The sequence below is a fragment of the Paenibacillus sp. JCM 9796 genome (assembly GCF_055379675.1).
The window spans coordinates 5,385,524-5,411,732 of sequence record NZ_AP043723.1 but is presented as its reverse complement, the minus strand read 5'-3'; the positions used below and the strand labels follow the sequence as shown (position 1 = coordinate 5,411,732).

Here is a 26,209-nt window from a genome sequence, read left to right as displayed (position 1 = left end):
CTACAATAGTATCTGAAGTTACCCACGTCAATACCCGGAACATAAAATTTGTAAATCGAATGGGAGTTGTTTGCCCGTTCCGTCAAGGATGGCATCGGGTGCTCGGCGCCTCGTCCGTGCCAGAAGCGGAGCTTGACCCCATCCCCTTCGGCTACGACGATCGCCGGGAAGTCGTGGCCCCGCTTACCGTTGACCTCGACGGGACTTAGTTACCGCGTAAAAAACCGACCTCTCTTGCTTCCAGAAGAGGTCGGTCGTGTCAATTTCCTTACGGTGTTTAGGAATTTGCTCGTACAAGTTGGCTAAGCGCCTCGTGAATTGGCGTTAGCGGCCGACCAAGCAGCTTTTCGAAATCGGTGCTTTCGACATCCAATGTGCCTTCACGAATTCCTTGTTGGATCCCGACAAGAATCGGGATGACGAAGTCCGGTACACCAACATTTTTCATGATGTCGGCATAGGCGCCATCATCGACTTGCTGCACGGGAACTTCCTTATCCAGTACAGAGCTAAGAGCAGACACCAATTGTTCCTGCGTGAGCGGCTTGCCGGACAACTCGTAAGTCTTATTCTCATGTCCGTTTCCTGTAAGAACGGTTGCTGCTGCATCCGCATAATCTTGCTGGAGGGCCCAGCCTACCTTTCCAGAACCTGCGGACGTCACCCAAGGCGCTCCTGCCAGTACGCCTTGAATGCTCGAAATTTCATTCTCCAGATACCAATTATTCCGCAGGAATGCGTAAGGAATTCCTGTTTTCAGAATGGCCTTTTCCGTGGCTTGATGCGGCGGAGCCATGAGATTCTTGCTTTCGCTTGCATTCGCGATGCTCGTATATGCAATGAAACCGACTTTCGCACGGGCAGCGGCTTCTACTGCATTCGTATGTTGACGAATTCGGGTGTCATTGTCCCCGTCAGCGGAAATGATCAAGATCCGATCAATCCCCGCGAAGGCGGCATCCAAAGTTTCCGGACGATCAAAGTCTCCTTGCCGAACATCGACGCCTTTCGCGCGAAAGTCTTCCGCTTTCTCCGGATTGCGAACACTGATAGCTAGTTGATTCGCCGGTACGGTTTTCAATAACGTGTTCACTACTTTCGTTCCCAGTTTCCCTGTTGCACCAGTCACTAAAATTTTCATCGCTGTTTCCTCCATTTTTTTGTAATCACTACTGTTATAACAATTATTATTACAACAAGTGCATATAATAAAAGCTCTGATGGGAGCTTTTATTTGAACTTTTCGATTAGTTGGTCTAACGTCGTTTGTGCCAGCCTTTGTTCCATCACGGATTGGGCGTCTCTCAATTCCGCTTGAAGGACTTGCTCGATATTCCGCCCAACCGGGCAATCGAAATTTGGGTTATCGTGAATGCGAAACAGTTGATTCTCCTCTGTCGCGTTCACGGCACGATAAACATCAAGAAGCGTAATCCGGTCGGAATCCTTAAGCAAGGTAGCGCCCCCTACGCCTGGGCGAACGTCCACTAACCCCGCCTTTTTTAACATCCCCATAATTCTCCGGATTACCACGGGATTCGTATTAACGCTCCTCGCGATAAAGTCCCCGGTGCAATCCTTCGGGCTGACGGCAATTAGGGAAAGGGTATGCACTGCAATCGAAAAGCGCGTACTGATTTGCTTCACTTGTATCACCACCGTTGTAACCATTATAGTTACCACAAGATATAATGTCAATATGTGAGGTTCTCTTCCTATAGAACCTTGAATCCGGTCTATTTTATTGAATATTAACGGTAACCAGCAGCATTCGCCGGTTTGCCTGCATCCTGAACTTCTACGAGATACCGCCAACAGTCTGGCTGTGAGCCGTCAAGATCATAAAAACCATATACTTGCGCGAGCTTACCGCTTGAAACAGAGTCACCGTTCCATCGGGCAACTTCCGGATCTCCAGCTAGCGCGGCAACGGCGCGCCCTACAAAACGAGGCGATTCCGAGATGCTGAAATGAGGTTCCTTCACAGTGGCGTCACGCCAGTTTTCTTCCTTAACACCATAGTGTTCAAGCATGATTTCAGAACGCATCCAACCCGGAGTCACTGCTACTGCGGTGCATTTGTATGGTGAAAGTTCATGGGCTAAAGACTGAGCCATACGAATGACAGACGTCTTGGCTAGATCATAGAACAGTGATAAACGGTAGTTTTTATCGTTGTATTCTGCCGTGCCGTCCGTTATCTCAATGACCAGTCCATTCTTGTTTTGGATTAACAGGGGTATTGCAAAGTGGCTTGTAATAATATGCGTGTCAATCGCAAGCCGAAGCATGCGAAGCCCCCGTTCAAGGGAATGCTCCCACACGGGCACGTTCCACTGTGCCAAATATTCAGCCCCCCACACATCGTTGACCAGGATGTCCAGTCTCCCCTGTTCATTCTCAATGCGAGCAATAAGAGCCTGAACCTGATAAGGATCCAGATGATCCACTTGAACCGCTATTCCTCGACCACCCGCATTACTTACAAGTTCAGCGGTTTCTTCAATAGTTTCAGGACGATTGTACTCGGAGCGTCGTGTTCGTGTCGTGCGTCCTGTCACATAAACAGTGGCCCCTGCTGCTCCCAATTCGATAGCTATTCCTCTACCAGCGCCGCGTGTTGCACCTGCCACCAAAGCCACTTTTCCAATTAGAGGTTTCATGATCTGTCACTCCTTTCGTTGATCTACCGCCCATTATAAACCTTAAATATGCCAACTTATGTCATATTATAAACAGCGAAGGTATCTTTTCAACTATGCTGCTGCCCTTTAGCGTAACGAGAGTGCCAATACATGCCGGCAGCCTAGGGATTGCTGAATTGATTACGTTTTCAGTGAGGTTGGAAAACGGAATAGAACGCGATAAAAGCCATTGCAGAACAGGAAAAAAGAGACTCCGGAGAGTCTCTTTTTTCTTTGGTCCAAGTCATGAGGTGCTGAATGGATAGGACAGAAAGTTACACCCTTAAACTATCGCCTGATGGTTTTGTATAAGTTTAAAAGGGAGCATTTATCAAACACGGAATTCCTGCCAAATTCGATCACTTCTGCTGCTTGCCGGGCTCCAAGAATCGGATCGAGAAAAGAATGAACCTTTCGCTTTATTTCCTCTGAACTTAACTTCATTTCGGGGTCCCCGGGTGAGTCCGTAACCATCTCGCTTGCTATTCCATGTGAAGAAGTCTTGATTTCGATCCTTGTAGGCCATTTTTCAGGATAATACGAAAGTAAAGTGGAATCTCCAATAACATGAACTTTATCCATAAACGATCGAATTTCCTCGGAATTAAGGATTTCATTGCGGGAAATATCATATAATCCAGCAGGATGATACGCTGCTACCGCTAACTGATAGGGTGCGCTTGATAGAGATGAGAGTCTATTGGTCGGTCGGTTCTTAATCATTGATACAAACGGAAGGGGAACAAATAAGTTAACCTCCGTGATGTCATCCAGTGAAATCCCCTGATCTAGCAATTTGGTAAATCCATAAATCGAAGGAATTACTTGTTTTGCCGAGCAAAACGGTTTCATGCTGATCCTCTTTAAGATTCCATCCTGGCCAAGATCCTCAACTATAGCCGCAGTATCCGCTTCGATCCCGTATGTGTGTTCAAACCAATTCCCCTCCAGCATTTGCGAACTTCCAGTAAATCCTTTCGCTGCAATTAAAGATGCCATACACCCGGATCTCGCTGCATAACCAAGAGTAAACCAGCGAAATGGCATTTCACTCCCCCTGCTTATTCCACCGGTCGATAAATTGAGGGCGAGAGCAAGGGCATGGACCGTTTCCTTTTCCGATAATCCAAGTATTCGGGCACTCGTTGCTGCAGTTCCAAAGGCTGCGCAAAAATAAGTTGGCCAAATCCCCCGGTACAGCAGCTCCGTACCCTTAATTGCTTTTCCTAATCTTGTCATGAGATCATACCCTGCAATTACCGCATCCGTAAAGGTTGTAAGCGAAAAGTCTACCTTTAAATTAGAACATAGGGTCAATGCCGTAGGGATAATCACGGAGCCCGGGGTGATACAGGAAGCAAGATGGATATCATCAATCTCTGATAAACGCGTAATCGCGCAGTTCACTATGACTTGGTTCAAAACATCATCTTGAAGCACCCCCCGCAAAATGGGATGCTCTTCATTTAATTTCTTGCCTAATTGTTCTCCCTCAGGAGTAGCCTGACCACAAATCCACGCTGTCACGGTATCTAGGATATGGGCAGAAAGCTCGCTCCTTTCGGTAGAGAACTGTGCATGAACCACATATTCAGCAAGAGAATGTAATTTTGTCATGAAAGCACCTCACTGCCCTACCGACGACCACAAGATTTCATTTCCATTTTCTGTTACCAGCATCATAGACGATAGCAATACGTTATTATCTTTGTTGTCTGTCAGTCCAGCGTGCAAGGAGTAGACGGTTCCTGCTTCAACTTTATTTTCTGAACGGGATGCATGTAGCAACGGTGCTTCTACTATCGATAATCCAATGCTGTGTCCAAATCCATTTTGAAGCAGCGGATGAAGTTGATAGGGCTGAGCCATTTTCTCTGCTTGATGGACCAAATCCCCGACTTTCGCACCTGGCTTTAATGACTGGGTTAAGAATTGTAGTAATTCAGCAGCTCGAAGATCAATGGGGCTAGCTTGCTGTGATAATGTCACCATCGCTTCCACCCAATATCCAAGACATTCGACTGCCACATAGCTAACCAGGCGATCGTTACGCACATCAGACAGCGTCTCAAAAGGCTCTAAGGTTTTCCCGTGATTCGTGCTGTATAACACTCTCACGTCATGGGCTCCCAGATATCTGGCGACACGTTCCGCTTCCACAGCTGTTGTAACCACACTGCCGCCTCTGCGCTGAATCTCCTTCATCGCTTCCACCACGGATTTTAAGATCCCGCTGGCTTCACGCATCACACTAATCTCACGGGGGCGTTTATGTCGTAACAATTGATCAAAGGGGATATCCATGTCCTTTAATGAATTCCCCTGGCATCCGGCCGCAATTTCTGTATATACGGTATGCCTCATCTCCGCCTTCCCGCAAATTCCTATGACGGGCTGCCCATCTTCTGCGACTTCGCTAACGAACAGCTCAATCTCCCCGGTGATGTTTTGTGCCGGTTTAATATCGTCAATCCAGGTCAACACACTGACAGAAGGAATATCCCGAGAACCTGCAACTTTGGCCAGTAAACGGGGTTTTCCATGAACCGGAATCAGTACAATTGCCCAACTGTGTTTGGGTATATAGTTAGTGATATAGCATAACCTGGCATAGTCCCGGCAGTCACTATACACAATAAGACCATTGATTTCATTCTGTCTCATCATTTCTTGAATGGATTGCAATCGCTCATTAAATTCATCCCGTGGCAGTCGTTCCTGATCCCACGCGGTCGATCCATGTAAAACAACAGGATGCATGGTTTGCAAAGCAAATCCTCCTTATTATGATTTGGGCTGCCAGTTTTGCAGGCGTGCTTCCACTAAACGAATCAATTGTGTGAGGATCAGTCCAAAGAGAACCACAAGAACGAGAGATACAAAGAGGTTCGCGGTTTGCAGTCGTGACCCGTAATAACTGATACGAAAGCCGAGGCCAGAGTTCGAGCTAAACATTTCACCGACAATCACGCCAATCAACGATCTTTCTACACCGATTCGACAACCGGTAACAATCATGGGTAAGGCGGAAGGAAGAGATATTTTCAGTAACATTTGCCGATTCGTCGCCCCAAAAGAACGCGCAGCGCGAATAAGAATCGGGTTTGTTCCCTTGGCACCGGCGAATGTATTAATGGTAATGGGGATAACCGCCATTAAGAATCCCATCATGACAACCGTTTTAAAACCAAGACCAAGCCACATAACAAATAATGGATAGAACGCAATCAATGGGGTTGAATAAAAGAACCAAAGAAACGGATCAGCGACATATTCGATGTGACGATACCAGCCCATCACCAGACCGCATAAAATACCAATAACTGCAGATATCCCAAAGGCAATGATGAACTCTATGGCTGTTACCTGGAAATCTGCCCAAATTGCCCCCTTAGTCGTCTGCTCAATAGCTGACGAAAGTATTTGCGAAGGGCTGCTAACCAGAAAGGTATTGATCCACCCCAATGCTGAGGCCATTTGCCATACGGCAACCACCAAGATCATGCCAGTGAACCCAAGAATCAATTGTTCGCTTTTATGGTACCATCTAAACCATTTTGATGTTTGTGAATTTCTCATGCCCCTTGTTGCTCCTCTCGGTATGGAGTCAACTTTTGCTCAAGTCGCTGGAAGGCGCTCGTCCCGAGAAATCCTAGACCAGCTACAATAAGAATTAAGAAAAACAACCGATCTGTTTGCATGGCATTCCCAGCTGTAGATATCATGTAACCAAGACCAGCCATTGCTACATACATCTCCCCGATTACAACACCAAGGATTCCACGACCCCATCCAAGGCGGATTCCCGTCAATATAGCCGGCAAGGCTCCCGGAAGAAACACTTTCGTAAATAATTGCCATTCCGTAGCTCCGTAAGAGCGTGCGGCGCGTATTAATATTCGATCTACCTGACGGATTCCGGTTATGGTATTGATTAAGACAGGAAATAAAGCCCCAATGAAGACAACAAATATCTTACTTCCCATCCCTACTCCAAACCAAATGACAAATAAAGGGATCATCGCCATACGTGGTGTCGCATATAGTGCCATGAGCATAGGGTCAAAAAGCCCACCTATTATCCGGTAATGACCCATAAGTAATCCCAGTGCCACCCCTACGAGAACAGCAAGTATAAACCCGGTGACTAATTCGACCAATGAAATATAAGCAGAATAGTAGAAATCACCAGTCACTAACAATTTAATTCCTGCACCAGCCACATGGCTTGGTTGACTAATATACTGCGGATCAACCAGGCGCAGTGCGGCTACAAACTCCCAGGACAGAAGGAATACAAGAACCGAACCGATTCCCCACTTCACTCGTGATGTAATATTACGAAGCATCCCCTTTTCGGCAGGTTGTACAGGAGCAGCAGATGCAATTTCCGTTTTCAACCCCATTCCATGACCTCCTTAACTCCAACCGGCTGATGCCGTCACTTCGTCTTGAAGCAGTTCCCAGATACGTCTCCGAAGTCTTGCGTATTCAGTAGTTTCTTTAACCTCCAAACCTCTGGGGCGGGGCAGTTTGACATCAATAATTTCCTTGACTGTTCCTGGTCTTGCGCTCATGACCACAATCTTATCGGCCAAATAAATGGATTCATCGATACCATGAGTGACGAAAAATACGGTTTTCCGATTCTCATCCCAAATCTTTAATAGTTCATTCTGCATAATCTCCCGTGTCTGTGCATCAAGAGCTCCGAAGGGCTCATCCATGAGCAGGATATCGGGATCTACAGCCAGGGCTCGTGCAATTCCCACTCGCTGCCGCATACCGCCGGATAATTGATGGGGAAAATGGTCTTTAAACTGTACAAGTCCGGTCAGCTTTAGGAAGCGGTCGGCCGCTGATTGCAATTTTTCCTTCTTTTCCCCCTGAAGCTCCAGTCCGAACCAGATGTTCTGCTCAATCGTACGCCATGGCAGCAAGGCAAATTCTTGAAATACCAGCGCACGGTCTTTCCCGGGTTTGGTCACAGGCTTGCCGTCAATCAGGATTTCTCCGCCCGTATGGGGGAGTAGGCCATCAATCGAGAGCAGTAAAGTACTCTTTCCACATCCACTGGGCCCGACAATGGTAACAAACTCTCCCTTTTCCACGTCAAGACTAACACCGGAAAGGGCAAGGAAATCCTTGCCCGTTTTATGGTTTTTATAAGTAATCTCGACATTCCGAATACTTAAATACGCCATTGCTTAAAGCCTCCCGTCTTTTTTATTTCAGCCATTGATCTGCTGAGTTTAAAAACGTATTGTCGAGCCATTGATCGTCAGGCCAAGCTTTGTCGGCATCCCCCATGGCAACGGTAATCTTCCAAAAAAATTCGATACCTTTCGGATCAATTTTCCCCTTTTTATCGAAGCCCGGCATCATATCCTCCAGTGCCTTAGAAGCATACTTTTCGTCGAATTGTAGAGTATCAGCCAACACCTTCGCAGCCTCTTGAGGATTTTTCTCCATATAATCCACTCCCTTAACCAAAGCACGTAAAAAAGCCTTAATGGTTTCCGGGTTTTTCTTTATAAAGTCTTTATTGGCATAAACAACATGTTGCGGCCAGGTTGGTGTCAGATCTTTTCTCTCGCTCAACAGAAGGTTCCAGCCCTTATCGGCGGCCATAAATTTATACGGATTATCGAGAGTTGATGCATCAATCTGTCCGGACTGCATCGCTGCAAGTGCGTTAGCCGATCCACCTACTTGCAGGATTTGCACGTCCTTTTCCGGATCGAGTCCAGCCTGGCGGACAGCATACCGGGTCAAAGCATCGGTTAGTGAGCCATAAGTAGAAACACCAAAACGTTTCCCCTTGATATCCTTCATCGACTTCATGTTGGGACTGTACCAATCAAAAGGAGCCTGGTTAAATCCGCCCCAAAAAGCAGCAAATTGTTGGTTTGACTTGATGGAGTTGACGATTCCAGTTAATGAAGCTACGTTAATATCAACGGAGTTGCCCGCCAATGCCTGAATAACACCGGCATCTCCCTTAAATTCAGCAATGCTTACATTCAGCCCTTCCTCTTTAAAGAATCCCTTTTGGTCCGCTAAATAGATCGGTAGAAAAGTAGCCCCCCTCAGCGGCAGCCCAATTTTAATGTCTGCCTTTTCCGGTTTTCCGGCTGTACTCTTGGCCGTATCTCCACCACTCGGGCCGGCTCCCGCATTACCGCAACCTGTAAGCGCAAACATAATTAGAAACAGGGAAATTGACACTGTTATGGTCTTATTGAACCCGTTTAAACATTTCAACGACTTTCACCTCCATATTTTCTTTTATTTCCCTTCACCGTATGACACTCTGTATTTTTCCAGCGTCTTTCCGCGCAATCCCGCCAAATAATCCAAAATCCCCTCATTGCTGATAAATTTACCAGGATCATACATGTCATAATGTATCATGTCTTCAATATCTCTGCGCACACCCTTCTTTGCTTCAACAGCCGGGAAGCCAACCGGGATAATCAGATAAATCGTGTAGATATCAGGAATGTTCAGGATTCTGCGATACGGTTCCTGAATATGAATGGTTATCCATTGAGTTCCGAGTCCCAGTGACGCAGCAGCCAGGTGCATGATCTGGCAGCAATTCGCAAGACCATCGGTGAGATGGGACTGGTCGCGTCCAAAAGTGTGACCAGCCATGACCGTTCCCCACTGACGTCGCCCATCTCCAATGACCACGATGAGTTCCGGTGCATCTGCCCATTTAGCACGACTTTTGATGTGCTCAATTTGTTCATACGGATCGCCTTTCAAGTGGAAGGAGGGGTGACGAAGCTCAGGAATGCGTTGTTGTTCCATCCAATACGCATAGTCAATATTGACTTCCTTATAGGCCTCCTGAATCGCCAGTTTGATCTCTCGATCACGGACCACAATAAATTCCCATGGTTGTGAGTTAGCCCCTGACATTGCCCAATGTCCTGCTTCGATAATCTTCTCTACAGACCCTTCAGGCAGCGGATCAGATTTCAAACTGCGAACACTGCTCCGTGTTTTCACAAGATCGAGTAACAGGTCATAATCTTTGTGATTCAAAGCTTCTGTCATGAATACCACTCCTTATAAGGTAAGTTTCATTTTTTCCAAACGTTTATCTTACACAGCAATAATATCCAGTGAAGGTTTCCTCTTTGTTAAAACCTGTGATCCGGTGGAAGTAATCAGTACGGGCTCACCACATAGCAGGTAACCAGTTTCCGGAATATATTGATTGGGGTGAATGACGAAGAACATCCCCTCCTGCAGCACGGTGTGGTTCGCTTCACTCACATCACCTGGTTGAAAAGAACTTAATCCCAACCCATGGCCGCGGACCCGCATATAGGGAGGCCTGCAATATTGTCCATATCCTGCCTCTTCAAGCGGCTCATTGATCGCTTGAACCACATTTGATAATTTCTCTCCGGGTTTCGCTATGGCGATTCCCCTCTCCAAAGCAGTGACGAGCAAATGATAACTCTCGAGCAATGGGTCACGGTTCTGATCTCCCAGTACCACACTGCGGCAGATTTGTGTGAACTGGCCTTCGTAACTTGGTGAAATTTCAGCCAGTATAATATCTCCCTTTTCCAACCTGTGCCGTCCTGGCGGACGTACCGCGTGATTATGAGACGAAGCACTCATGAGAAAAAAGTTATCGTCTGCTCCGAGGGATTTCATAAAACTTTCAATTTCACCGGCCAGTTGATAGTCATACATTCCAGGCCTTGCGATCTCTAGCATTTTTTCATATCCTCGTTCAGCGATCCAGGTTGCCTTTCTAGCTTTTATCAATTCGCTTTCCGTTTTGCATGCAGTGAAATCAACAAAATGTTCATCTAACAGATGGAGTCGATTTTTGAAATAAGAGGACAATTCACAATAGCTGGATTGCCTAATGCTTGTAAGCCCAATAAAACCGATCTTGTCGGGCCCTGCTTTGGCCAATTCCATGAATCCTTTAAAGGTATTGATTAGATCATCCGTTGGCAGAATGGTTGATACATTCGAATTCGTTTTCGCTCGTTCGGCATCCCAGAATGGCGTTGTGATCAGGGTTGTTAACCCGTTAGATTGCAGTAAAACCATGCTCTCTCCAATGGACTTAAATCCAGTAAGCAGAAAAACCAGGTTGGGTTCTAGAAATGAATGAATTCCATCAAAGTAAGCCACAAGATAATCAAGGTCCAAATCTTTCATTTTGGTTAAGAACGCTTGTGCACGCGAATGATCAGCCATCTATGCATTCCTCTCCTGACGCAAGAGATTGGTCTGCTCCATATCTATGGCTAAATCATCAGCATGTAACACAACGCCATATTCCTCTTTGGCTGCTTTTAGGGAAACCAATCCTTCCCTTACATCCCAACGTACTTTTTCCGGATCTCTTTCCAGTGGGTTACCCCAGCCTCCTCCTCCAGAGGTGCGGATGATGACCTGCGTTTCAGGTGGAACGGTATGGCGTGCCACATCCACACTAGCCCATTCTTCTTCATGTGGCAGTTTCAGCAAATAATCAGAGATGGCGCCGCTTTTCCCCCCCCACAATCCCCACGGTGGAACGTTACGGCGTCGGGCCTGGGAGAGGCTCCATTGAACTTCCACCAGGTTTCGTACTTTTACGTCCAATCCGCAACCTCCGCGATTCTTGCCGGGACCAGCGGAATCCATCCGCAAACTGCGCTCTTCGACGATCACAGGTGCTTTGAGTTCAATACTTTCAATGGGTGCGTTGCGCACATCTCCCTGGCATACGGAGACGGAAGCCGATTCTCCATCTTCATGCGGTCTTCCTCCCCAACCACCACCTTCGATGCTCTGCAACACAAAACGTTTGCCGGTACGAGGATCGGCTCCGAAGCAGGTAATTGACCCTCCCAAATTCCCCATATGTGCAGCAGGGATCTGGTCCGGCAAGGCAGGTGCCAAAGCGGTCAGAACGGTGTCAATCACGGTGGGAAGAATAATACTCCACTTCGCCATGGGTGCAGGGTATTTCGCCATCATCACATTGCCTTCCGGAATGATTACCTTAAGCGCTCCGAAGGAACCCTCATTAACCGGATCCAATGGTGCGGTCAATCCTTTATAAGCTACCATAGCACCCGCCAAAGTACGTCCATTGATCGCTCCCTTGCGCTGTTCAGAGCATCCAGATAAATCGATGGTCATTTCTTCCCCACTGACCGTAACACGGGCATGGATACGAACAGGCTCATCCAAGTTAAATCCATCGTCGTCCATGAAGGATTCCGCTTCATAGACCCCATCCGGGATTTTGGCCACAATTTTTCTGCATTTCTCTTCGGTTTTGGCAAAAATCGCCTCTACATATTGCAGAAAGGTTTCATGTCCATATTTTGCAATCAGTTCATCCAATCTTCTCTCGGCCAATCTACATGCGGCAATTTGCGCTCTCATATCGCCCAATGAGGATTCTGGAAAACGAATGTTGTCCTTGAGAATTTGCAATAGGGTTGGATTCACTTCACCGGACTCATAAATTTTCAGCTGATCGAGCTGCAGCCCTTCCATCCAGGGATCGGTGATCCTGACTCCTCCGCCAAATCCTGTGCTTAAGCCTCCTACATCCATCCAATGAGCCCTTACCATGGCAAAGCAGACGAGCTCACCCTTAAAGAAAAACGGAGTATAAATAACAATGTTATTCAGGTGCTGCCCCGCAACAGCCTGATGGTTCGTAATCAGAACATCTCCGGGTTTAAATCCTTCTTCCCCGTATTTCTTCATTCCATCCTTAATAATTACGCCTAGGTCAGCGACAAAATGGGATACCCCACCCAGATTTTGTGAAATCAGCCGACCTTGCTTATCGATCAAAGCACAGCAATAATCTTTCACCTCATAGACCATCATGTTGTAGGATGCGCGTTGCAAATCAGCCGACATTTCATTGGAAATCGCCGGTAAAGCATTTCCGATGACTTCTAAGGTTACAGGATCCAATGTCTTTATCAGTAAATTACTCATTTTTGATTCCTCCCAGCGAAACAATTAATTCACCTGTGTCACTAACTTTGCAAACATCTCCTTCGTAGATAACCGTTGTGGAAGCGTATTCTTGAATCAATGCAGGACCTGCAAATTCATATCCAGGCGGCAAGCTTTCCCTGTCATATACCGGGCAATGAAACGCTTGACTCAAATCATCAAAATAGACAGGACGGTATAACGGTTGTGGATTACTATTGCGCTTCTGTAATGCTGGAAATTGTGGTTTGCTTCTCTCGCCGGTTACCGTCAAGCGGATGTTGACCATTTCGACCGGCTCATTCGGTGCCTTGTGTCCGAATCTCTTATCATGAATGTCATCATATGCGGTGCGGATTGCGGCAATATCGCCCTTACGTAATGTTTCTTCATCTATTGGAACCAATAGGGTAAACTCTTGGCCTACATAACGGATATCGAGATACGCCTGGTAATCCACTTCTTTTGCAGAAATGGATTCCTCATCCAACAGTTGCCGTGCTCCCTCCACCATTTCATGGTGAATAGTTAACAGTGCATGAAAATCCACCTCTTCCAGCTGACGGAAATAAGTACGAACAAAGTCATGCTTTTGATCCGTTAGCAGCATCCCAATCGCCGAGAAGTGGGCAGGGAATCGTGGGATAATCACCTTTGGGATATGCAGTTCACGTGCTACCGCAACAGCACTGAGTGGTCCCGCACCACCGGAAGCGACTAACACGAACTCCCGCGGATCGTACCCCTTTTCCACAGACACTTCCCTTACTGCTAAAGACATATTGTTGATGGCAATTTGAAAGATGGCGTTCGCTGCACGAATAGTATCGATATGAAGCGGTTCGGCAATTTGGGTCTGCAGGCCTTTCACGGCTGACTCTTTATCTAGCGGCATATCTCCTCCGAGAAAATCAGCGGCGCCAATACGTCCCAAGATCACATTCGCATCCGTGAACGTTGGTTCCGTTCCACCCTTACCGTAACAGATCGGTGCAGGATCTGAACCTGCACTTTGTGGTCCAACTTTCAACGTACCTACTTCATCAATCCAAGCGATACTTCCACCACCTGTACCTACCTCAACCACATCCACTACCGGAATCATCACGGGTTGGCCGCTTGCACTTCCGCCAATGTAGTACATTTCGGTCATGCTGGCTTCCCCGTCTTTAATCAAGCTGGCTTTAGCTGTTGTCCCTCCCATATCAAAAGCAATCACATTGGTATAACCTAGCGATTTCCCAATTTCCGCAGAAGCAATGATTCCGCCCACCGGACCGGATTCCATCATATTTACCGGCTTTGCACCCGCCGTTTGAGGGGACATAATCCCTCCATTGGACTGCATAATGGATAGGGACCCCTTGAAACCGCTATCATTTGTTTTCGCGTGAAGCTCATTGATGTAACGACTTACCTTCGGTCCAACATAAGAGTTCAACACCGTGGTGGAAGTTCTCTCGTACTCGCGGTATTCACGCAGGATTTCATGGGAAAGCGATACGTAACAATTAGGTAAGTTCTCCCGAAGTATTTCACCTGCCATTTTCTCATGTGCTGGATTTGCATAGGAGTGCAGAAAACAAACCGCGATGGCCTCAATCCCTTGTTCCTTCAATTGTTCACAAAGCGCTTTTATCTCTCCTCTATCAATCGGAGTTAACTCTTCCCCATTGGCAAGCATACGTCCCGACACTTCAAAGGTAAGGTGCCTTGGCACTACCGGACGAGGACGGTGAAAAAATAGATTGTAAGCCTCTGGCCGGCTGCCTCTTCCGATGCTGTAAACATCCCGTGTTCCTTTTGTCGTCAGCAGCGCTGTCCTGGCACCTGTTTTTTCAATCACTGTGTTAATAGCAATGGTCGATCCGTGGACGATATTATCGGTATGGCTGATATCTACACCGCTCTTATCGATGCAATCCAGAATCCCCTGGACCAGGTCAAAATAGGTAGTCGGTCTTTTTGCGTGAAACAATTCTCCGGAGCTTTCATCGAAGGCAATAAGATCGGTAAAGGTCCCGCCAATGTCCACACCTAAGTAAATACTCATAGAGCTTTCTCCTTTTGTGTTTGATTATTTGTATAATTTTTTATTATAATAATATTGCGACAATTTGATTATATAGGGATACTTATATGTAAAACAATACATTTTTTGACTATAACCCATAACCTATAGATTATTAGTTTGACCAGGGAAAGGATGACTAATTTTGCTTGAATCTTCCATACATCGTCTCAGAATCTTTAAATCTGTCATCGAATCTGGCGGCTTCAATGCAGCCGCCAGAAAACTAAATATCTCCCAACCCGCCATTACAGCTCATATTCAGTCCCTGGAGCAAGAACTAGGAAAGAAACTGTTTACCCGTGAACCCGGCCGAAAAGCATCGCTTACGGAAGCCGGTGAGATTTTTTATTCCTATGCGTTGGAAATTACCTCAAAGACGAATCTGGTAGAAAAACATTTACAAAAGTTGCAAGGGGAACAAAGAGAAGTCACTGTTGCCGTCCAACGTAGTATTGCTAACAACTTATTCCCGTCCTATTTGGCTACATTTTCCAGAACCCATCCTGACTTCCGCATTATTATGTACAGCCATACTCAGGAAATGATTATCCATCAGTTGATGGAGGGAAAAGCAGATTTGGGTTTATTGATGACATTGGGCAAAATAGAGGGATTATATTCCGAGATTCTTACTTATGAAAATATCGAATTAGTGGTAGGCCCAAGCCATGAATTGGCCTCGAGGAACAGCATTCAACCGGTGGAACTAGAGAAGTATTCTTTTGTCGGCGGGGTGAATACTTCCAGTCATTCCAGGATGATCAATGAATCCCTAAAGAAGATAGGCATTCAGCAATATAATGTCGTACTGCAACTAGAGGATTACCGAACATTAGTTGAGGTGGTTAAACGAGGAATCGGGATTGCAGCAACCCCTGGTTTCGGCATTCAAAAGGAACTGGAAGATGGAGAACTAATTCGCCTGCCCCTTGATTGCGAACCAGCCAAAATAGAGATCAGATTGATTTATAATCCTGACTTGAAAATGTCCGATGAAACTCGATTATTTATGGTGTTTCTGAGAAGAGAAATGAGTGCGTTATAGAGACGGATGCGGATAATTTAGGGGTATCTCTTCAAAAAGTTACTAGGTACGTGCGAGATTATGTAATCAGAATTCAGAAGTCATCTGTGATTACTCATGCTGGAAAGTCTTTCTAACCGATTTTCCGCCCACCTTGATCTTGCCGCTGGTCGGTTGAAGCAAATCTGCCATAATTCGCAAAAGCGTTGTTTTACCGCAACCGGAAGGACCCGGGAGGGAGACGAACTCTCCCTTTCTGATGTCCAAACTTACCTCTTTTAGGGCTAAGACATCAGATACACCCGATGCATAACGCATGCTCACCTGATCCAACTCAATCTCAGGAATCTTAGTTAGACTCATATTTCGCGTTCTGGGATTTTTCTTATGGAATCTATAATATTGTCATGTTTAATAACATAATATTCCCATTGCGATCACGTTGTCATTAGACAATATGTAAAATACTTAGGTTGTTGATTCGGTTTTTAGCGATTTTCTGCGGTTTACCAAATAGATCCCTGCTACGATGAGGGCCGATCCCAGGAACAAGGTAAAACTGATTTTTTCATCCAAATACAGGATACCGGCGGCAATCGAAACAAGAGGCACTCCAAAGGTATAAGCGGACGCCACGGTCGCATCACCCGAATGGATCAGTTTTAACCAAAGCATCCACGATACCATGATACCGATTACTGATGTATAAAGCAGACTGACCCCAAAGGAAATCGTCCATTCGATGGCCGACCAGTTTTCGAAAAACAAACCCGCCACAATCAGAACCAGTCCCCCGAAAGTAAACTGAGCGGCCAATAACCAAGGGATATCTACGGTATCCTGCACATTTTTCAAATACACCGTACCAATCGCCCATGCACATGCGGAAGCCAGACCCATGCAAATTCCTGTAACGGAGATTTCCCCGTTAGATATTCCCGCCGTACTGATCACGATAACGCCAAGAAATCCCAGCATTAATCCTGTTAACTTTAAGGGAGAAAGCGATTCTTTGAGCCAGTATTTCGCAAGAATTCCGACAATAATGGGCTGCATATAAATCAATACAGCGGCCAATCCCGATGTCAAATAAGCGACAGCAAACGTTTGCAGGCCGATAAATAATACCACGTTGAAAAACGCAGATATGCCGAATATCTTCCCATTCTTTCGAAAATCCGCTTTCCCTCCTCGATTAAGGGCGATCGCCAGGAGAAATAGACCTCCTAGTATCGTGCGAATACCGGAGAAAAGAATGGGAGGAACGTACTGCAAACCAATTTTAATAACAGAAAAGGCGGTTCCCCAAATTAAGATCAACAACACCGAATACAGGACCGTTGTCCGAATGCGAATCACCCCCTTCTTTTACGAAACCAAATAAGTCTGCTACATCCTGCTTGTTTTCTTGATGAGGCGCGCTATGCCTTAAACTTTAAAATGGTATCATTTAGCTCCTGCGACAATTCGCTAAGCTGCACGGTTGAAGTCGAGATGTCTTCCATCGCGTGGATTTGTTCGGTAGTGGCCTCCGTGACCTTCTGGGAGTGACCCGAAGTAATTTGGGCGTAGTGCGACAGCTGGTTAACCGTGGCTGTCACTTCCTCAGCACCCGCGGACATCTGCTCCGCAGTGGAGGTGACCTCCAGAATCTGCTTGCGCACGGATTCGATACTGTGCGTGATGGAATGGAAACGCTGCTCCATCACAGTCATCTCCTGCTTCCCGTTCTCTACTTCCACCTTGCCTTGGCGGGTTTCCAGTGTAACATGATCCGATTGGGCTTGTATTTCCTGCACGAGTTGGCTGATTTTCTGCACAGATTGTCCTGATTGTTCGGCCAGCTTGCGAATTTCGCCGGCCACGACCGCAAACCCCCTCCCTACTTCACCCGCACGGGCCGCTTCAATGGAGGCGTTCAGGGATAGCAGATTGGTCTGTCCGGCCAGGTCGGATATCAGGGCTCCAATCCCGTTTATCAGATTGATTTGCTCGTTTTGCCGGGTGACGGCGGTTTGAATTTGCTCCATCGATTGATAGATCACATCCATTTGTGAGGCCAGTTCATTCATTGTACGCTGTCCGGCCAGGGCTTCCTCATACACCTCTGTCGAAGAATCAGATACCAGCCCGGAAGATTCAGCAATTTGAAAAATACCACTCGACATTTGCTCAACGGCCGTCAGCGTTTCCTCTACAGCAGACTGCTGGGTCAGAGTCGCCGAATTGACGATCTTCATCGATTCTGTGATCTGACGGCTCTGTCCGGCGGTACTGGCTGCGCTCCTTGCCAAGGAGGAGGAGGCTTTCTCCACAGCTTCGGAAACCGTCTGTACTTTCCGGATAATCGGTCGAATATTGGCGAGCAGCAAATTGACGGAGCGTCCCAGCTCGCCCAAGTCGTCCCGGACATTCAAGGAGATTTCCCGGGTCAAATCCCCGCCGTTTTCGGCCAGTTCGTGAATCTTTTGACGCAGTACATTGACCGGAACGGTGATGGAGGCAAACAAAGCATACATATTGAGGGAAACCGCAATGAGCACACTGGCTGCAGCCACCATATTCCAGTGGACAACCTTGGTCGATTGGTTCGTCAAATGCTGATTGTATACACCATTGATATTAACAACCATAAACAGAATCATAATGCCGAGACAAGTGACCAGAACATTCAAGGTCAATTTGAATTTTAATGACACAGATCTGTAGCGGGTATTTACCGGAACAAGACTGACCCATCTCTCAAGAGTAACCACCAAAAAAGCAAAGAAAGAGATGGAGTAAATCGAGATGATGGGGAGAGCCAACAGAACAGAAAACCAATACTCTTGGCGGTTAATAAAATCTTGCCCCAGTAACGCTGAATGAGGACCTACAAGGCTATAAACGAGGACGCCCGCGACAAAAAATTTAGGGATGAAAGCGATGCTTTTCTGGGCCGGCTCCAATTGGTCGGGATGTTGATGCTCCATATAGGCCGAGATCCGCCTGATTTGTCGACGGAGAACAATAACAACGGTTCCGATGTTCACAGCTATAAAAATGATGAGGGGCGGGTGAAGCAAAATGAGACCCACTTCGGAAATACTTTCGAGCGCTTCATAGTAGTACAGGCCGACTATCCAGATAAGCGGCGCAAGTATAAAGAAAGTTAAAACAATCGTCATCAGCTTGGATGAGTATTTCATAGTAGCGGGTTGATCCTCCTTGTGCTTAAAACTTATGGATTTGAACATGGGTGAGAATAATAGCCGCACGGGGATCAAGCTCTCAAAAGAACGACAACGTTCACCCGGATGACTTAATATCGTGCGAACACTTCATGAAAAGAGGTCAACCAGGTGGTCTGATTGACCTCATAACATGGATTGGAGACGGAAAGTTGCATAACACCTGATATAAGGCTCAAACGGAATACTTTTCCATGTTTTCTTGGGCAAAGTCGGGCCACCCTGCTCTGCGATTTGCTTTCGAAGCCATTATCCTCTCCTCGGGACTTGCCAAATGTTGGTCCCAATACTTGATTCGGGGTATTACGATTTTTTTAAACCAAAAAGAAGGAATGAGCGATGCCAGGAAACAGAGCACGATACTCGGCATCTTTGGGGCATCACTTGGTTTCAGTTCATAGAAAGGCATGTACGGATCCTTATGATGATCCGAATGCGTTGTGATTTCTACCGCTCCGGCCCGTACGAAGAACGTATCATGTTCCCAAGTATGGCGGCTCTCAAAGGGTTTACCTTCGATCCGAATCAATCCATAATGCTGTGTATAGTTAAATGCTTCAATAGTGAGTTTTGCAATAAACAACGTAATGATAACAACGACTAAACCAGTCAGACCAGCCATCCAATAGAAATATCCTATTACAGTTGCAAGCATCAAAACAGCCCATAGAATTCGACTACTCCCATGCCATATCGAATGCCCTTTTCTCCGGAGACGTTCCCGCTCAATCTTAAACCCTTCCTTATACCTCCCCCATGTAGCACGGAACACAAAGTGATAAACCGTTTCCCCCCGGTAAGGGGTATCCGAATCCTTGGGAGTCCCTACATGAACATGGTGAACATGAATATGAGCTATATCACTATTGGGATCACCAAAGAAAGTACCTCCAATACTGTTTAATGCGCGGGGAAACCAGTGTCTTCGATGCATAAGCTCATGTAATATCGGCAGATTGGGAAATGCACTAAGCAGGGCAACGGATAGAATTGAACCGCCGTATAAAACCAGCTCCGACAAATTCGGCAGCGAACCAAATCCAATTTGCAAGCGCCATGCAAAGACACCATAAAGAACTATGGTTAGAGGCACATGCAAGTACAATGCAAGATCAGCGATCCAGGGATACTTTAAATTTCGAATATTCGTATCCTCACCCAAAATCATGTCACCGATAAGAACAGCCACAAGCACTCCGAGTGACCCCAGCCACACCCATTGACCACCGAGAAGCAGACCCGCTATCCCCAACATCACATAAAAATTGGCGATGTAATACCTGACATGATCTAACACAGATCATTCCCCTTTCTATCAAATAAATGTCTTCTCAAGTTGAAATCCCCCGAAGAATATCCTGAAGCCAGAAATTTATCAATCAGAATGATGCATTTTTTTCTCCACATGATATCGATCCAGAAATTTGTCAAAAAAGATATGTTCTCCAGTAACGCCACCTTCATTTAGCTTACTTATTGCTGCGTCAATCATTCCGGGAGGGCCACACAGATAGGCTTTACTATTCGCAACTCGAATTTCCGGAAGATCTTTGATGTGTTCGGTGACAAGTCCGCGGGCACCCGACCAATCACTATCGGCCGGCTCTTCCGACAATACCGGAACGAAATGGAAAGGCGCATTCCAAGATGAGCTGAATTCGTCAATTACTTCAAGACAGTACAGATCTCGCTGCGTACGTGCCCCGAACAAAAATAACACCGGAATGTTTCCTCCCATCTTGAAGATTTTCTCCAAAATCGCTTTTAACGGTGCCAAGCCACTACCGCCAGCAATGCAGACAATCGATTGATCGGAAGGACGGAGATAGAAAGACCCGTAGGGACCGGTAATACTCACTTTGACGCCTGTTCGGTCCGCAGCGTGCAACCAGCCGGTCATTTCCCCATTCACCACATGACGAATAAAAAAACTGATTGTTGTCTGTCCCTGCTCGTTCGGAGCATCTGCAAACGAATAGGATCGGGGTTCACTTAGGCTTGGTACCGACAGATCCGCATATTGTCCAGCTTCGTAAATGATGCTTTCGTCCAGTTCAATCGTGATTTTCAGAATATCGTGTGTCAACTGTTCGCTTTTGCGAATCACACCGCAAATCGATTTTACGGTATGTTGCGGGCCTTCCAAAGGACGGTCAAGTGCAACCGTAAGATCACTTTTGACCATTGCTTGACAGGCAAGGATATAACCCTGGTCCATTTCTTCCCTGCTTAACGTGTAGGAAAAGTCCATAATCGCTTTAACTTTCCCTTCAACTAAAAGGCATTTACAAGTGGCACAAGTCCCAACCCTGCAGTCATGCGGGAAAGGCACCCCTGCGGACAAGGCAGCTTGCAATAATGTATCTTTGGGCTGCACCGAAAAACGCTCACCGCTTGGTTGCAGATTGACGAATAACGGTCCTCGTGATTTTTTGAATAAATTAGATAGTAGATTCGCCATTCTAATCTCCTTTTTTTTATGTTGATGCGTAAAACAGACAGATCAGGATGAAATCTGTCTGTAATTACCGAGCATCAACAGGTCGTAACACAAGAGCGAATCGCAATCACTTCATATAACGTATGCCGTGATGTTCAATATAGTCTGCCAAACTCAACTCGGTAAACTCTCGACCGATTCCGCTTTGTTTAATCCCGCCGAAAGGCATCCGGACGTCAAGCGATTCCAAACTGTGACTGTTAATAAACGTGCTGCCTGCTTCGATCTGGCGGGCGACTTTGACAGCACGGTTTACATCTGATGACCAAACCGAAGAACATAGACCAAATTCGCTATCATTGGCCATCTCAATAGCTTGATCCAAGGATTGATAAGGGATTAAAGGAATCACGGGCCCAAACTGTTCACAACATGCCAATTTTGCTGAGTGATTGATGTCACGCACAACAGTCGGAAGCAGGTAGTAACCGTTATCCCATTCTTCCGGTTGCAGCTTTTGCCCCAATTCCCGGACTACAGCATTGCTTGCTTTGGTATGCTGAATCAAATCTTTTACAAAATTATACTGACCACGATTGACCACCGGCCCCATGGTTGAACGTTCATCCAATCCATGACCAACTTTAATTTCATCAACGACCTGGCACATCATATCGAAAAATTTGTCATACATACCCTGAGACACATAAACCCGCTTTACCGAAAAGCATATTTGTCCCGATCTAGTAAAAATCCCCTTCACCAGCCTCGGCATGATCTCGGCTGGATTTACATCGTCCAAAATGATAGCCGGATCATTCCCCCCGAGCTCCAAAGTAATGTTTTTGATTGTGGACCCGGCATCAGCCATCACATGTTTTGCCGTTTCCGTACCACCGGTGAAAGAAATTTTCCTCACTAGCGGATGATGAGTGAGAGTCGCGCCAACATCTCCGTCCCCATTCACAACATTGATCACTCCAGGAGGCAAGACGGAGGCCATTTTCTTCAAAGCCTGCGTAATCGCTGCCGGTGCAAACGGTGACGGCTTCACCACCAACGTGTTCCCGGTTACCAGCGCAGGTGCAAGTTTCATCATGGTCAGAACGATCGGAAAGTTCCAAGGAACGATGGCAACCACAACACCCCTCGGGATTTTCTCGATTTCAATCCGGCAGTTTTCATCTTCAATCACTTCTGGAACGAGATAAGATTCGGCAATTCCCGCAGTAAACTGGGCTGCTCCTACTCCAAAACCAAAATCCATTTGTGATTCACCCAATAATCCTCCATGCTCTCTCGTCAATAAAGGACTCAACTCTGGAATTGATTGTTCCAATGCTTTAGCAGCTGCAAACACGGCTTGAATCCTTTCACTCAAATCGAGTCTTCGCCAGGACAGGAATGCATGGTGAGCGGCAATAACCGCATTATTGGCGTCTTGAACACTTCCTTTCGCGACTCTGGCTACCAAATTATTGAGACGTCCGGGGTCATATATTTCGAAATAATCATGGGTTGACACTCCGGAATTATTAATCCACAAATCGACTTGCTCCGTTGGCATGTTCAACCGATTTCCTCCTCCAGCTGAATTCTTAAATATTTTCCAGAATATCCCCAAAGGTATTCCACCTGCTTTTTTGCTAGTTTAGGCCGGAAACACGCAAGACCGGTTTGATTGTATTGCCTTTTTTGGAGTCTTCCGCAGCTTGATTAATTTCATCAAAAGCGTAGATCGTAATGAGTTTGTCATACGGGAACAGTCCTTGTTTATACAACTCAATCAATTCGGGAATAAAAAGCTGCGGTACTGAGCTCCCCATCGTAACCCCTGCAATGGTTTTTTCTGAAATGAGGCCGAAGTGATCCAATTCCACATTTGTCCCGAATGGTGGTGCACCTACAACCGCCGTCGTTCCGAGCGGTTTGATGCTGTCAACCGCCTGTCTTAAAACTTGCGGAACACCACTGGTTTCGACCGCATACTTTACGCCTCCATTAGAAATCTCCGTGACCTTTTGAACAACATTATCGACATCTTTACTGTTTATTGTATGTGTGGCTCCAAGTTCTTTCGCTAATTCTAAGCGGTCATTATTAATGTCTATTGCAATAATGGTTGTGCAACCTTTGACTTTCGCCGCCATTAAGGCGCTTAATCCGACAGCTCCACAACCGAAAACAGCCAGGCTTGAACCAGGTTCCGGTTGCAGTTTATTGAGCACCGCACCACTGCCGGCCGAGATACCGCATCCAAGCGGAGCAAGGATTTCTAACGGGACATCTTTAGGGACTTTAATAACGTTTCGGTAATGGATGACCGTATATTCTGAAAAAGAGGATTGCCCGAAAAACGTGGAGATTTCCTGGCCGCTTTGTTCAATCCGTTTCGTACCATCCGGCATGATTCCACCAAAGTTCAACATGGCAAAATGCACACATCCGGCAGGTTTACCTTGTAGACAAGCATCACATCTTCCACAAGAGCTATAAGATAACACGACATGGTCCCCTGGCTCAATTCCTTGCACCGATGACCCGACTCGTTCCACCACGCCCGCACCTTCATGCCCCAAAACGATCGGTAACGGACAAGGAATAAAACCATCTTTGACACTTAGGTCGGTATGACACATACCGACAGCAGTAATTCGAACCAATACCTCCTCCGCCTTCGGCTCATGCAGCGTAACTTGTTCCATACTAAATTCGCCTTGATTGCGTGTTACCATAGCTTTTGTTTGCATACATACCTCTCCTTTTAATTACATATTTTATTATTCGAATCCGTATTCACATACAAAGCGTTTGATTGGCAAATCGGTAAGAACGAATGTTCGGGAGTGATTGTTATGAGGCAACAAGAAAGGATGACTTTGAAGAAATTTCAAGTGAAGCTCGATTCGGATCAAGCATGCCGTGAGCATCTGGTTCAGCTTCGCTGGTCTAAGGGGGTTTCATGAGTTAACTTGAGATCCAAATTATTAAAGCGCTTTCACAAACCTTAGCAGCCCAGGTTGGGCGGCCCCGATACAGTAACGTCCTAAAAAATCCAAGATCAACAAAACCAAAGAAACTCTTCAAATAGTCCAAATACTCTTCTAGCCCCCCTTCATTAGAACCTGATCGGCAGGCATCATTACGCAAAATATTTGAAGATTGAACAACAACAGAAGAAATGATATTCTAGTATCTTAGTTTATGGTAAGTAAAGTGATGTTTGCGGTTTCGTTCTTTTATTGTGATTCTAATATCTTAGTTTGAGCATAAATCATTCATTCAAAAATGTCAACCGTAAAATGTTGATGTCGTTGTTTCAAGTTCCTGTAGTTATCAGGAGCCGCCTATACAGCGGCCGCGGTTTGCCTGATCTCGGTCTCATCTATTCCACTGAGGCGAGCCCTAATAAACAAGCTGGCACGGGTATTCAGCCATATGTCAGCTTGTTTGATCCTTTATATTGTGCAACATTGTGATTGTTAAAGTTTTGTTGTTTGAGGTAGTTGTGTTTTTTGGATCAATGAGGCGAATGTCGATACATGGGCTTCCATCAACGTACGGGCGCCTACTGCATCTTTTGCTGCAATTTTTTCGATAATCATATCGTGCTCCGTGACTGTACTTGTTTGATTTTGGGAAAAAGAAGGAATATTACACAGGAAAAAATCATTCAGATCCCATTGGCTTTGCGTGATGTTAAGTAATTTTTCCGATCGGGACATCTTTAGAATCCCATAATGCCATTCTCTGTTTTTGTTAAAGTAACGATCTTTGGAATCATGCTCTTGTACCAATTTAGCCAATTGTTCATTAATCATATATAATTCTTGAACCTCATGGTCTTCCCTTCGTTGTGCGGCCAGAAAGGCTGCCATGCCCTCCAATGCCATAACGGTTAAAAAATGATCGACCATATGTTCCTGCGTGTACTTTTTTACCCTGCATCCGGTTTGGGGCACGATCTCCACAAAATATTCAGCCTCTAATCGCTTCAAGGCATCGATGACTGGACGCCTGGAAACTTCAAGCTCTTCTGCGATCTCTATGACCGAGATCTCATCCCCGAACGTCCACTTTCCCGAAATCAGTCCGTCTTTTATATATTCATAAGTTCGAATCGTTTTCGACAATGTGATTTCCCTCATATTCGCTCTTACTTCCTCCAATTACAACTAATATGTCATAGTATACATAATATCGTGTCAATTATCTATTTTAGCATTGTATGGCTTTATTTTCTAGCTGGCGAACTCCATTTCATGATTATATGCCCCAGTCGTAATATCACCCGGAATTCCCCTTTAGTTCCAGTTTCTGATACTTTCCTGCAAAGAAGATCAGTGGTTCTCCCCCTTGTTCATAGGAAAGCCATTCCACTTGTCCGATATACAACGTATGATCTCCGGCTTCATGCTGCTCGACAACCTCGCATGCCACATAAGCGAGTGCATTTTCAATAAAGGGTAAACCCTCTCTCCAAAAAAATGAGGGAGCCTCCTCCATTGGATGACCGGCAAAATGGCGAGACACCGCTTCCTGGTCATTCTTCAGGATGCTGATCCCATACTTTCGTGTCTTCGGCAACAGTTGATGCATTTTCGCTTTATGATCAATCGACACTAAAACCAGTGGGGGATGTAAGGAAACCGATACGAACCCGTTAGCAGTCATTCCATGGATTTGATCCCCCTCCGATGTCGATACGATCGTGATTCCGGAAGCAAAACGTCCCATCACATTGCGATATTCAATCGGTTCGATCATCCT

General features: G+C 46.0%; 23 protein-coding genes. 1 reads left to right on the top strand and 22 read right to left on the bottom strand.

All coding sequences use genetic code 11. From position 1 onward, the window contains the following. Positions 1-277: 277 nt before the first annotated feature. The 13 genes from ACZ439_RS26015 to ACZ439_RS25955 all read right to left on the bottom strand — a co-directional run bounded on the left by ACZ439_RS26015 (position 278) and on the right by ACZ439_RS25955 (position 14,724). Complete coding sequence (locus tag ACZ439_RS26015; protein WP_054799309.1) at positions 278-1,141, bottom strand: SDR family oxidoreductase; 864 nt, start codon at positions 1,139-1,141, stop codon at positions 278-280. A gap of 89 nt (positions 1,142-1,230) precedes the next feature. Then, a complete protein-coding gene (locus tag ACZ439_RS26010) occupies positions 1,231-1,647 on the bottom strand; it encodes an Rrf2 family transcriptional regulator (RefSeq protein WP_127609810.1) in 417 nt (138 codons plus the stop codon). A 104-nt stretch (positions 1,648-1,751) separates the two neighbouring features. Continuing rightward, positions 1,752-2,663 (bottom strand): SDR family oxidoreductase, encoded by a 912-nt coding sequence (locus tag ACZ439_RS26005; RefSeq protein ID WP_054796217.1) that lies wholly within the window; start codon positions 2,661-2,663, stop codon positions 1,752-1,754. Between the two features lie 309 nt (positions 2,664-2,972). Beyond that, the gene (locus ACZ439_RS26000) at positions 2,973-4,301 is read right to left on the bottom strand and encodes an MmgE/PrpD family protein (RefSeq protein WP_464620382.1); all 1,329 of its coding nucleotides are present in this window, start codon (positions 4,299-4,301) and stop codon (positions 2,973-2,975) included. Between the two features lie 9 nt (positions 4,302-4,310). After that, positions 4,311-5,444 (bottom strand): M24 family metallopeptidase, encoded by a 1,134-nt coding sequence (locus tag ACZ439_RS25995; protein WP_464621171.1) that lies wholly within the window; start codon positions 5,442-5,444, stop codon positions 4,311-4,313. A 24-nt stretch (positions 5,445-5,468) separates the two neighbouring features. After that, entirely contained in the window at positions 5,469-6,263 is a 795-nt protein-coding gene (locus ACZ439_RS25990) for an ABC transporter permease (protein WP_054796221.1), read from the bottom strand. Then, a complete protein-coding gene (locus ACZ439_RS25985) occupies positions 6,260-7,090 on the bottom strand; it encodes an ABC transporter permease (protein ID WP_054796222.1) in 831 nt (276 codons plus the stop codon). The genes ACZ439_RS25990 and ACZ439_RS25985 overlap by 4 nt, the downstream gene beginning before the upstream one ends. Positions 7,091-7,102: 12 nt before the next feature. After that, positions 7,103-7,888 (bottom strand): ABC transporter ATP-binding protein, encoded by a 786-nt coding sequence (locus ACZ439_RS25980; protein WP_054796223.1) that lies wholly within the window; start codon positions 7,886-7,888, stop codon positions 7,103-7,105. A gap of 22 nt (positions 7,889-7,910) precedes the next feature. Further along, positions 7,911-8,948, bottom strand: coding sequence for an ABC transporter substrate-binding protein (locus ACZ439_RS25975; RefSeq protein WP_464620381.1), 1,038 nt, complete (start codon positions 8,946-8,948; stop codon positions 7,911-7,913). A 24-nt stretch (positions 8,949-8,972) separates the two neighbouring features. Then, positions 8,973-9,749, bottom strand: coding sequence for a nitroreductase family protein (locus ACZ439_RS25970; RefSeq protein WP_054796226.1), 777 nt, complete (start codon positions 9,747-9,749; stop codon positions 8,973-8,975). Positions 9,750-9,797: 48 nt separating this feature from the next. Then, positions 9,798-10,919, bottom strand: a complete 1,122-nt coding sequence (locus tag ACZ439_RS25965) for a M24 family metallopeptidase (protein WP_127609826.1) — start codon at positions 10,917-10,919, stop codon at positions 9,798-9,800. Next, the gene (locus tag ACZ439_RS25960; protein WP_464620380.1) at positions 10,920-12,671 is read right to left on the bottom strand and encodes a hydantoinase B/oxoprolinase family protein; all 1,752 of its coding nucleotides are present in this window, start codon (positions 12,669-12,671) and stop codon (positions 10,920-10,922) included. Next, a complete protein-coding gene (locus ACZ439_RS25955; RefSeq protein WP_464620379.1) occupies positions 12,664-14,724 on the bottom strand; it encodes a hydantoinase/oxoprolinase family protein in 2,061 nt (686 codons plus the stop codon). Before ACZ439_RS25955 ends, ACZ439_RS25960 begins: the two co-directional genes overlap by 8 nt. A 163-nt stretch (positions 14,725-14,887) precedes the next feature. On the opposite strand from ACZ439_RS25955, the gene ACZ439_RS25950 reads away from it, so the two are divergent. Next, entirely contained in the window at positions 14,888-15,790 is a 903-nt protein-coding gene (locus ACZ439_RS25950) for a LysR family transcriptional regulator (protein WP_141336227.1), read from the top strand. Positions 15,791-15,880: 90 nt separating this feature from the next. Here the strand turns inward: ACZ439_RS25950 and ACZ439_RS25945 are convergent, their stop codons facing one another. The 9 genes from ACZ439_RS25945 to ACZ439_RS25905 form a co-directional block, all read right to left on the bottom strand. Next, positions 15,881-16,087, bottom strand: coding sequence for an ATP-binding cassette domain-containing protein (locus tag ACZ439_RS25945; protein WP_464621170.1), 207 nt, complete (start codon positions 16,085-16,087; stop codon positions 15,881-15,883). A 150-nt stretch (positions 16,088-16,237) separates the two neighbouring features. Continuing rightward, positions 16,238-17,128 (bottom strand): DMT family transporter, encoded by an 891-nt coding sequence (locus ACZ439_RS25940; RefSeq protein ID WP_464620378.1) that lies wholly within the window; start codon positions 17,126-17,128, stop codon positions 16,238-16,240. Between the two features lie 62 nt (positions 17,129-17,190). Further along, the gene (locus ACZ439_RS25935; RefSeq protein ID WP_464620377.1) at positions 17,191-18,957 is read right to left on the bottom strand and encodes a methyl-accepting chemotaxis protein; all 1,767 of its coding nucleotides are present in this window, start codon (positions 18,955-18,957) and stop codon (positions 17,191-17,193) included. A gap of 217 nt (positions 18,958-19,174) precedes the next feature. Then, positions 19,175-20,296 (bottom strand): alkane 1-monooxygenase, encoded by a 1,122-nt coding sequence (locus tag ACZ439_RS25930; protein ID WP_372814934.1) that lies wholly within the window; start codon positions 20,294-20,296, stop codon positions 19,175-19,177. Positions 20,297-20,374: 78 nt separating this feature from the next. Next, positions 20,375-21,460, bottom strand: a complete 1,086-nt coding sequence (locus ACZ439_RS25925; RefSeq protein ID WP_464620376.1) for a 2Fe-2S iron-sulfur cluster-binding protein — start codon at positions 21,458-21,460, stop codon at positions 20,375-20,377. A 106-nt stretch (positions 21,461-21,566) separates the two neighbouring features. Next, positions 21,567-23,006 (bottom strand): aldehyde dehydrogenase family protein, encoded by a 1,440-nt coding sequence (locus ACZ439_RS25920; protein ID WP_464621169.1) that lies wholly within the window; start codon positions 23,004-23,006, stop codon positions 21,567-21,569. 79 nt (positions 23,007-23,085) lie between these two features. After that, positions 23,086-24,189 carry an NAD(P)-dependent alcohol dehydrogenase gene (locus ACZ439_RS25915; RefSeq protein WP_141336250.1) on the bottom strand — a complete coding sequence of 368 codons (1,104 nt, stop codon included), beginning with the start codon at positions 24,187-24,189 and terminating at the stop codon, positions 23,086-23,088. Positions 24,190-24,921: 732 nt separating this feature from the next. Continuing rightward, positions 24,922-25,572: a GntR family transcriptional regulator gene (locus ACZ439_RS25910; protein WP_164751937.1), complete on the bottom strand. Its 651-nt coding sequence runs from the start codon at positions 25,570-25,572 to the stop codon at positions 24,922-24,924. Between the two features lie 154 nt (positions 25,573-25,726). After that, complete coding sequence (locus ACZ439_RS25905; protein WP_127609759.1) at positions 25,727-26,206, bottom strand: flavin reductase family protein; 480 nt, start codon at positions 26,204-26,206, stop codon at positions 25,727-25,729. Positions 26,207-26,209: the final 3 nt, after the last annotated feature.

Coding starts and splice junctions, on each gene's coding strand:
- ACZ439_RS26015 (WP_054799309.1), bottom strand. CDS start 1,141: ATGAAAATTTTAGTGACTGGTGCAACAGGGAAACTGGGAACGAAAGTA.
- ACZ439_RS26005 (WP_054796217.1), bottom strand. CDS start 2,663: ATGAAACCTCTAATTGGAAAAGTGGCTTTGGTGGCAGGTGCAACACGC.
- ACZ439_RS26000 (WP_464620382.1), bottom strand. CDS start 4,301: ATGACAAAATTACATTCTCTTGCTGAATATGTGGTTCATGCACAGTTC.
- ACZ439_RS25995 (WP_464621171.1), bottom strand. CDS start 5,444: ATGCATCCTGTTGTTTTACATGGATCGACCGCGTGGGATCAGGAACGA.
- ACZ439_RS25990 (WP_054796221.1), bottom strand. CDS start 6,263: ATGAGAAATTCACAAACATCAAAATGGTTTAGATGGTACCATAAAAGC.
- ACZ439_RS25985 (WP_054796222.1), bottom strand. CDS start 7,090: ATGGGGTTGAAAACGGAAATTGCATCTGCTGCTCCTGTACAACCTGCC.
- ACZ439_RS25980 (WP_054796223.1), bottom strand. CDS start 7,888: ATGGCGTATTTAAGTATTCGGAATGTCGAGATTACTTATAAAAACCAT.
- ACZ439_RS25970 (WP_054796226.1), bottom strand. CDS start 9,749: ATGACAGAAGCTTTGAATCACAAAGATTATGACCTGTTACTCGATCTT.
- ACZ439_RS25965 (WP_127609826.1), bottom strand. CDS start 10,919: ATGGCTGATCATTCGCGTGCACAAGCGTTCTTAACCAAAATGAAAGAT.
- ACZ439_RS25960 (WP_464620380.1), bottom strand. CDS start 12,671: ATGAGTAATTTACTGATAAAGACATTGGATCCTGTAACCTTAGAAGTC.
- ACZ439_RS25955 (WP_464620379.1), bottom strand. CDS start 14,724: ATGAGTATTTACTTAGGTGTGGACATTGGCGGGACCTTTACCGATCTT.
- ACZ439_RS25945 (WP_464621170.1), bottom strand. CDS start 16,087: ATGCGTTATGCATCGGGTGTATCTGATGTCTTAGCCCTAAAAGAGGTA.
- ACZ439_RS25935 (WP_464620377.1), bottom strand. CDS start 18,957: ATGAAATACTCATCCAAGCTGATGACGATTGTTTTAACTTTCTTTATA.
- ACZ439_RS25925 (WP_464620376.1), bottom strand. CDS start 21,460: ATGGCGAATCTACTATCTAATTTATTCAAAAAATCACGAGGACCGTTA.
- ACZ439_RS25920 (WP_464621169.1), bottom strand. CDS start 23,006: ATGCCAACGGAGCAAGTCGATTTGTGGATTAATAATTCCGGAGTGTCA.
- ACZ439_RS25915 (WP_141336250.1), bottom strand. CDS start 24,189: ATGCAAACAAAAGCTATGGTAACACGCAATCAAGGCGAATTTAGTATG.
- ACZ439_RS25905 (WP_127609759.1), bottom strand. CDS start 26,206: ATGATCGAACCGATTGAATATCGCAATGTGATGGGACGTTTTGCTTCC.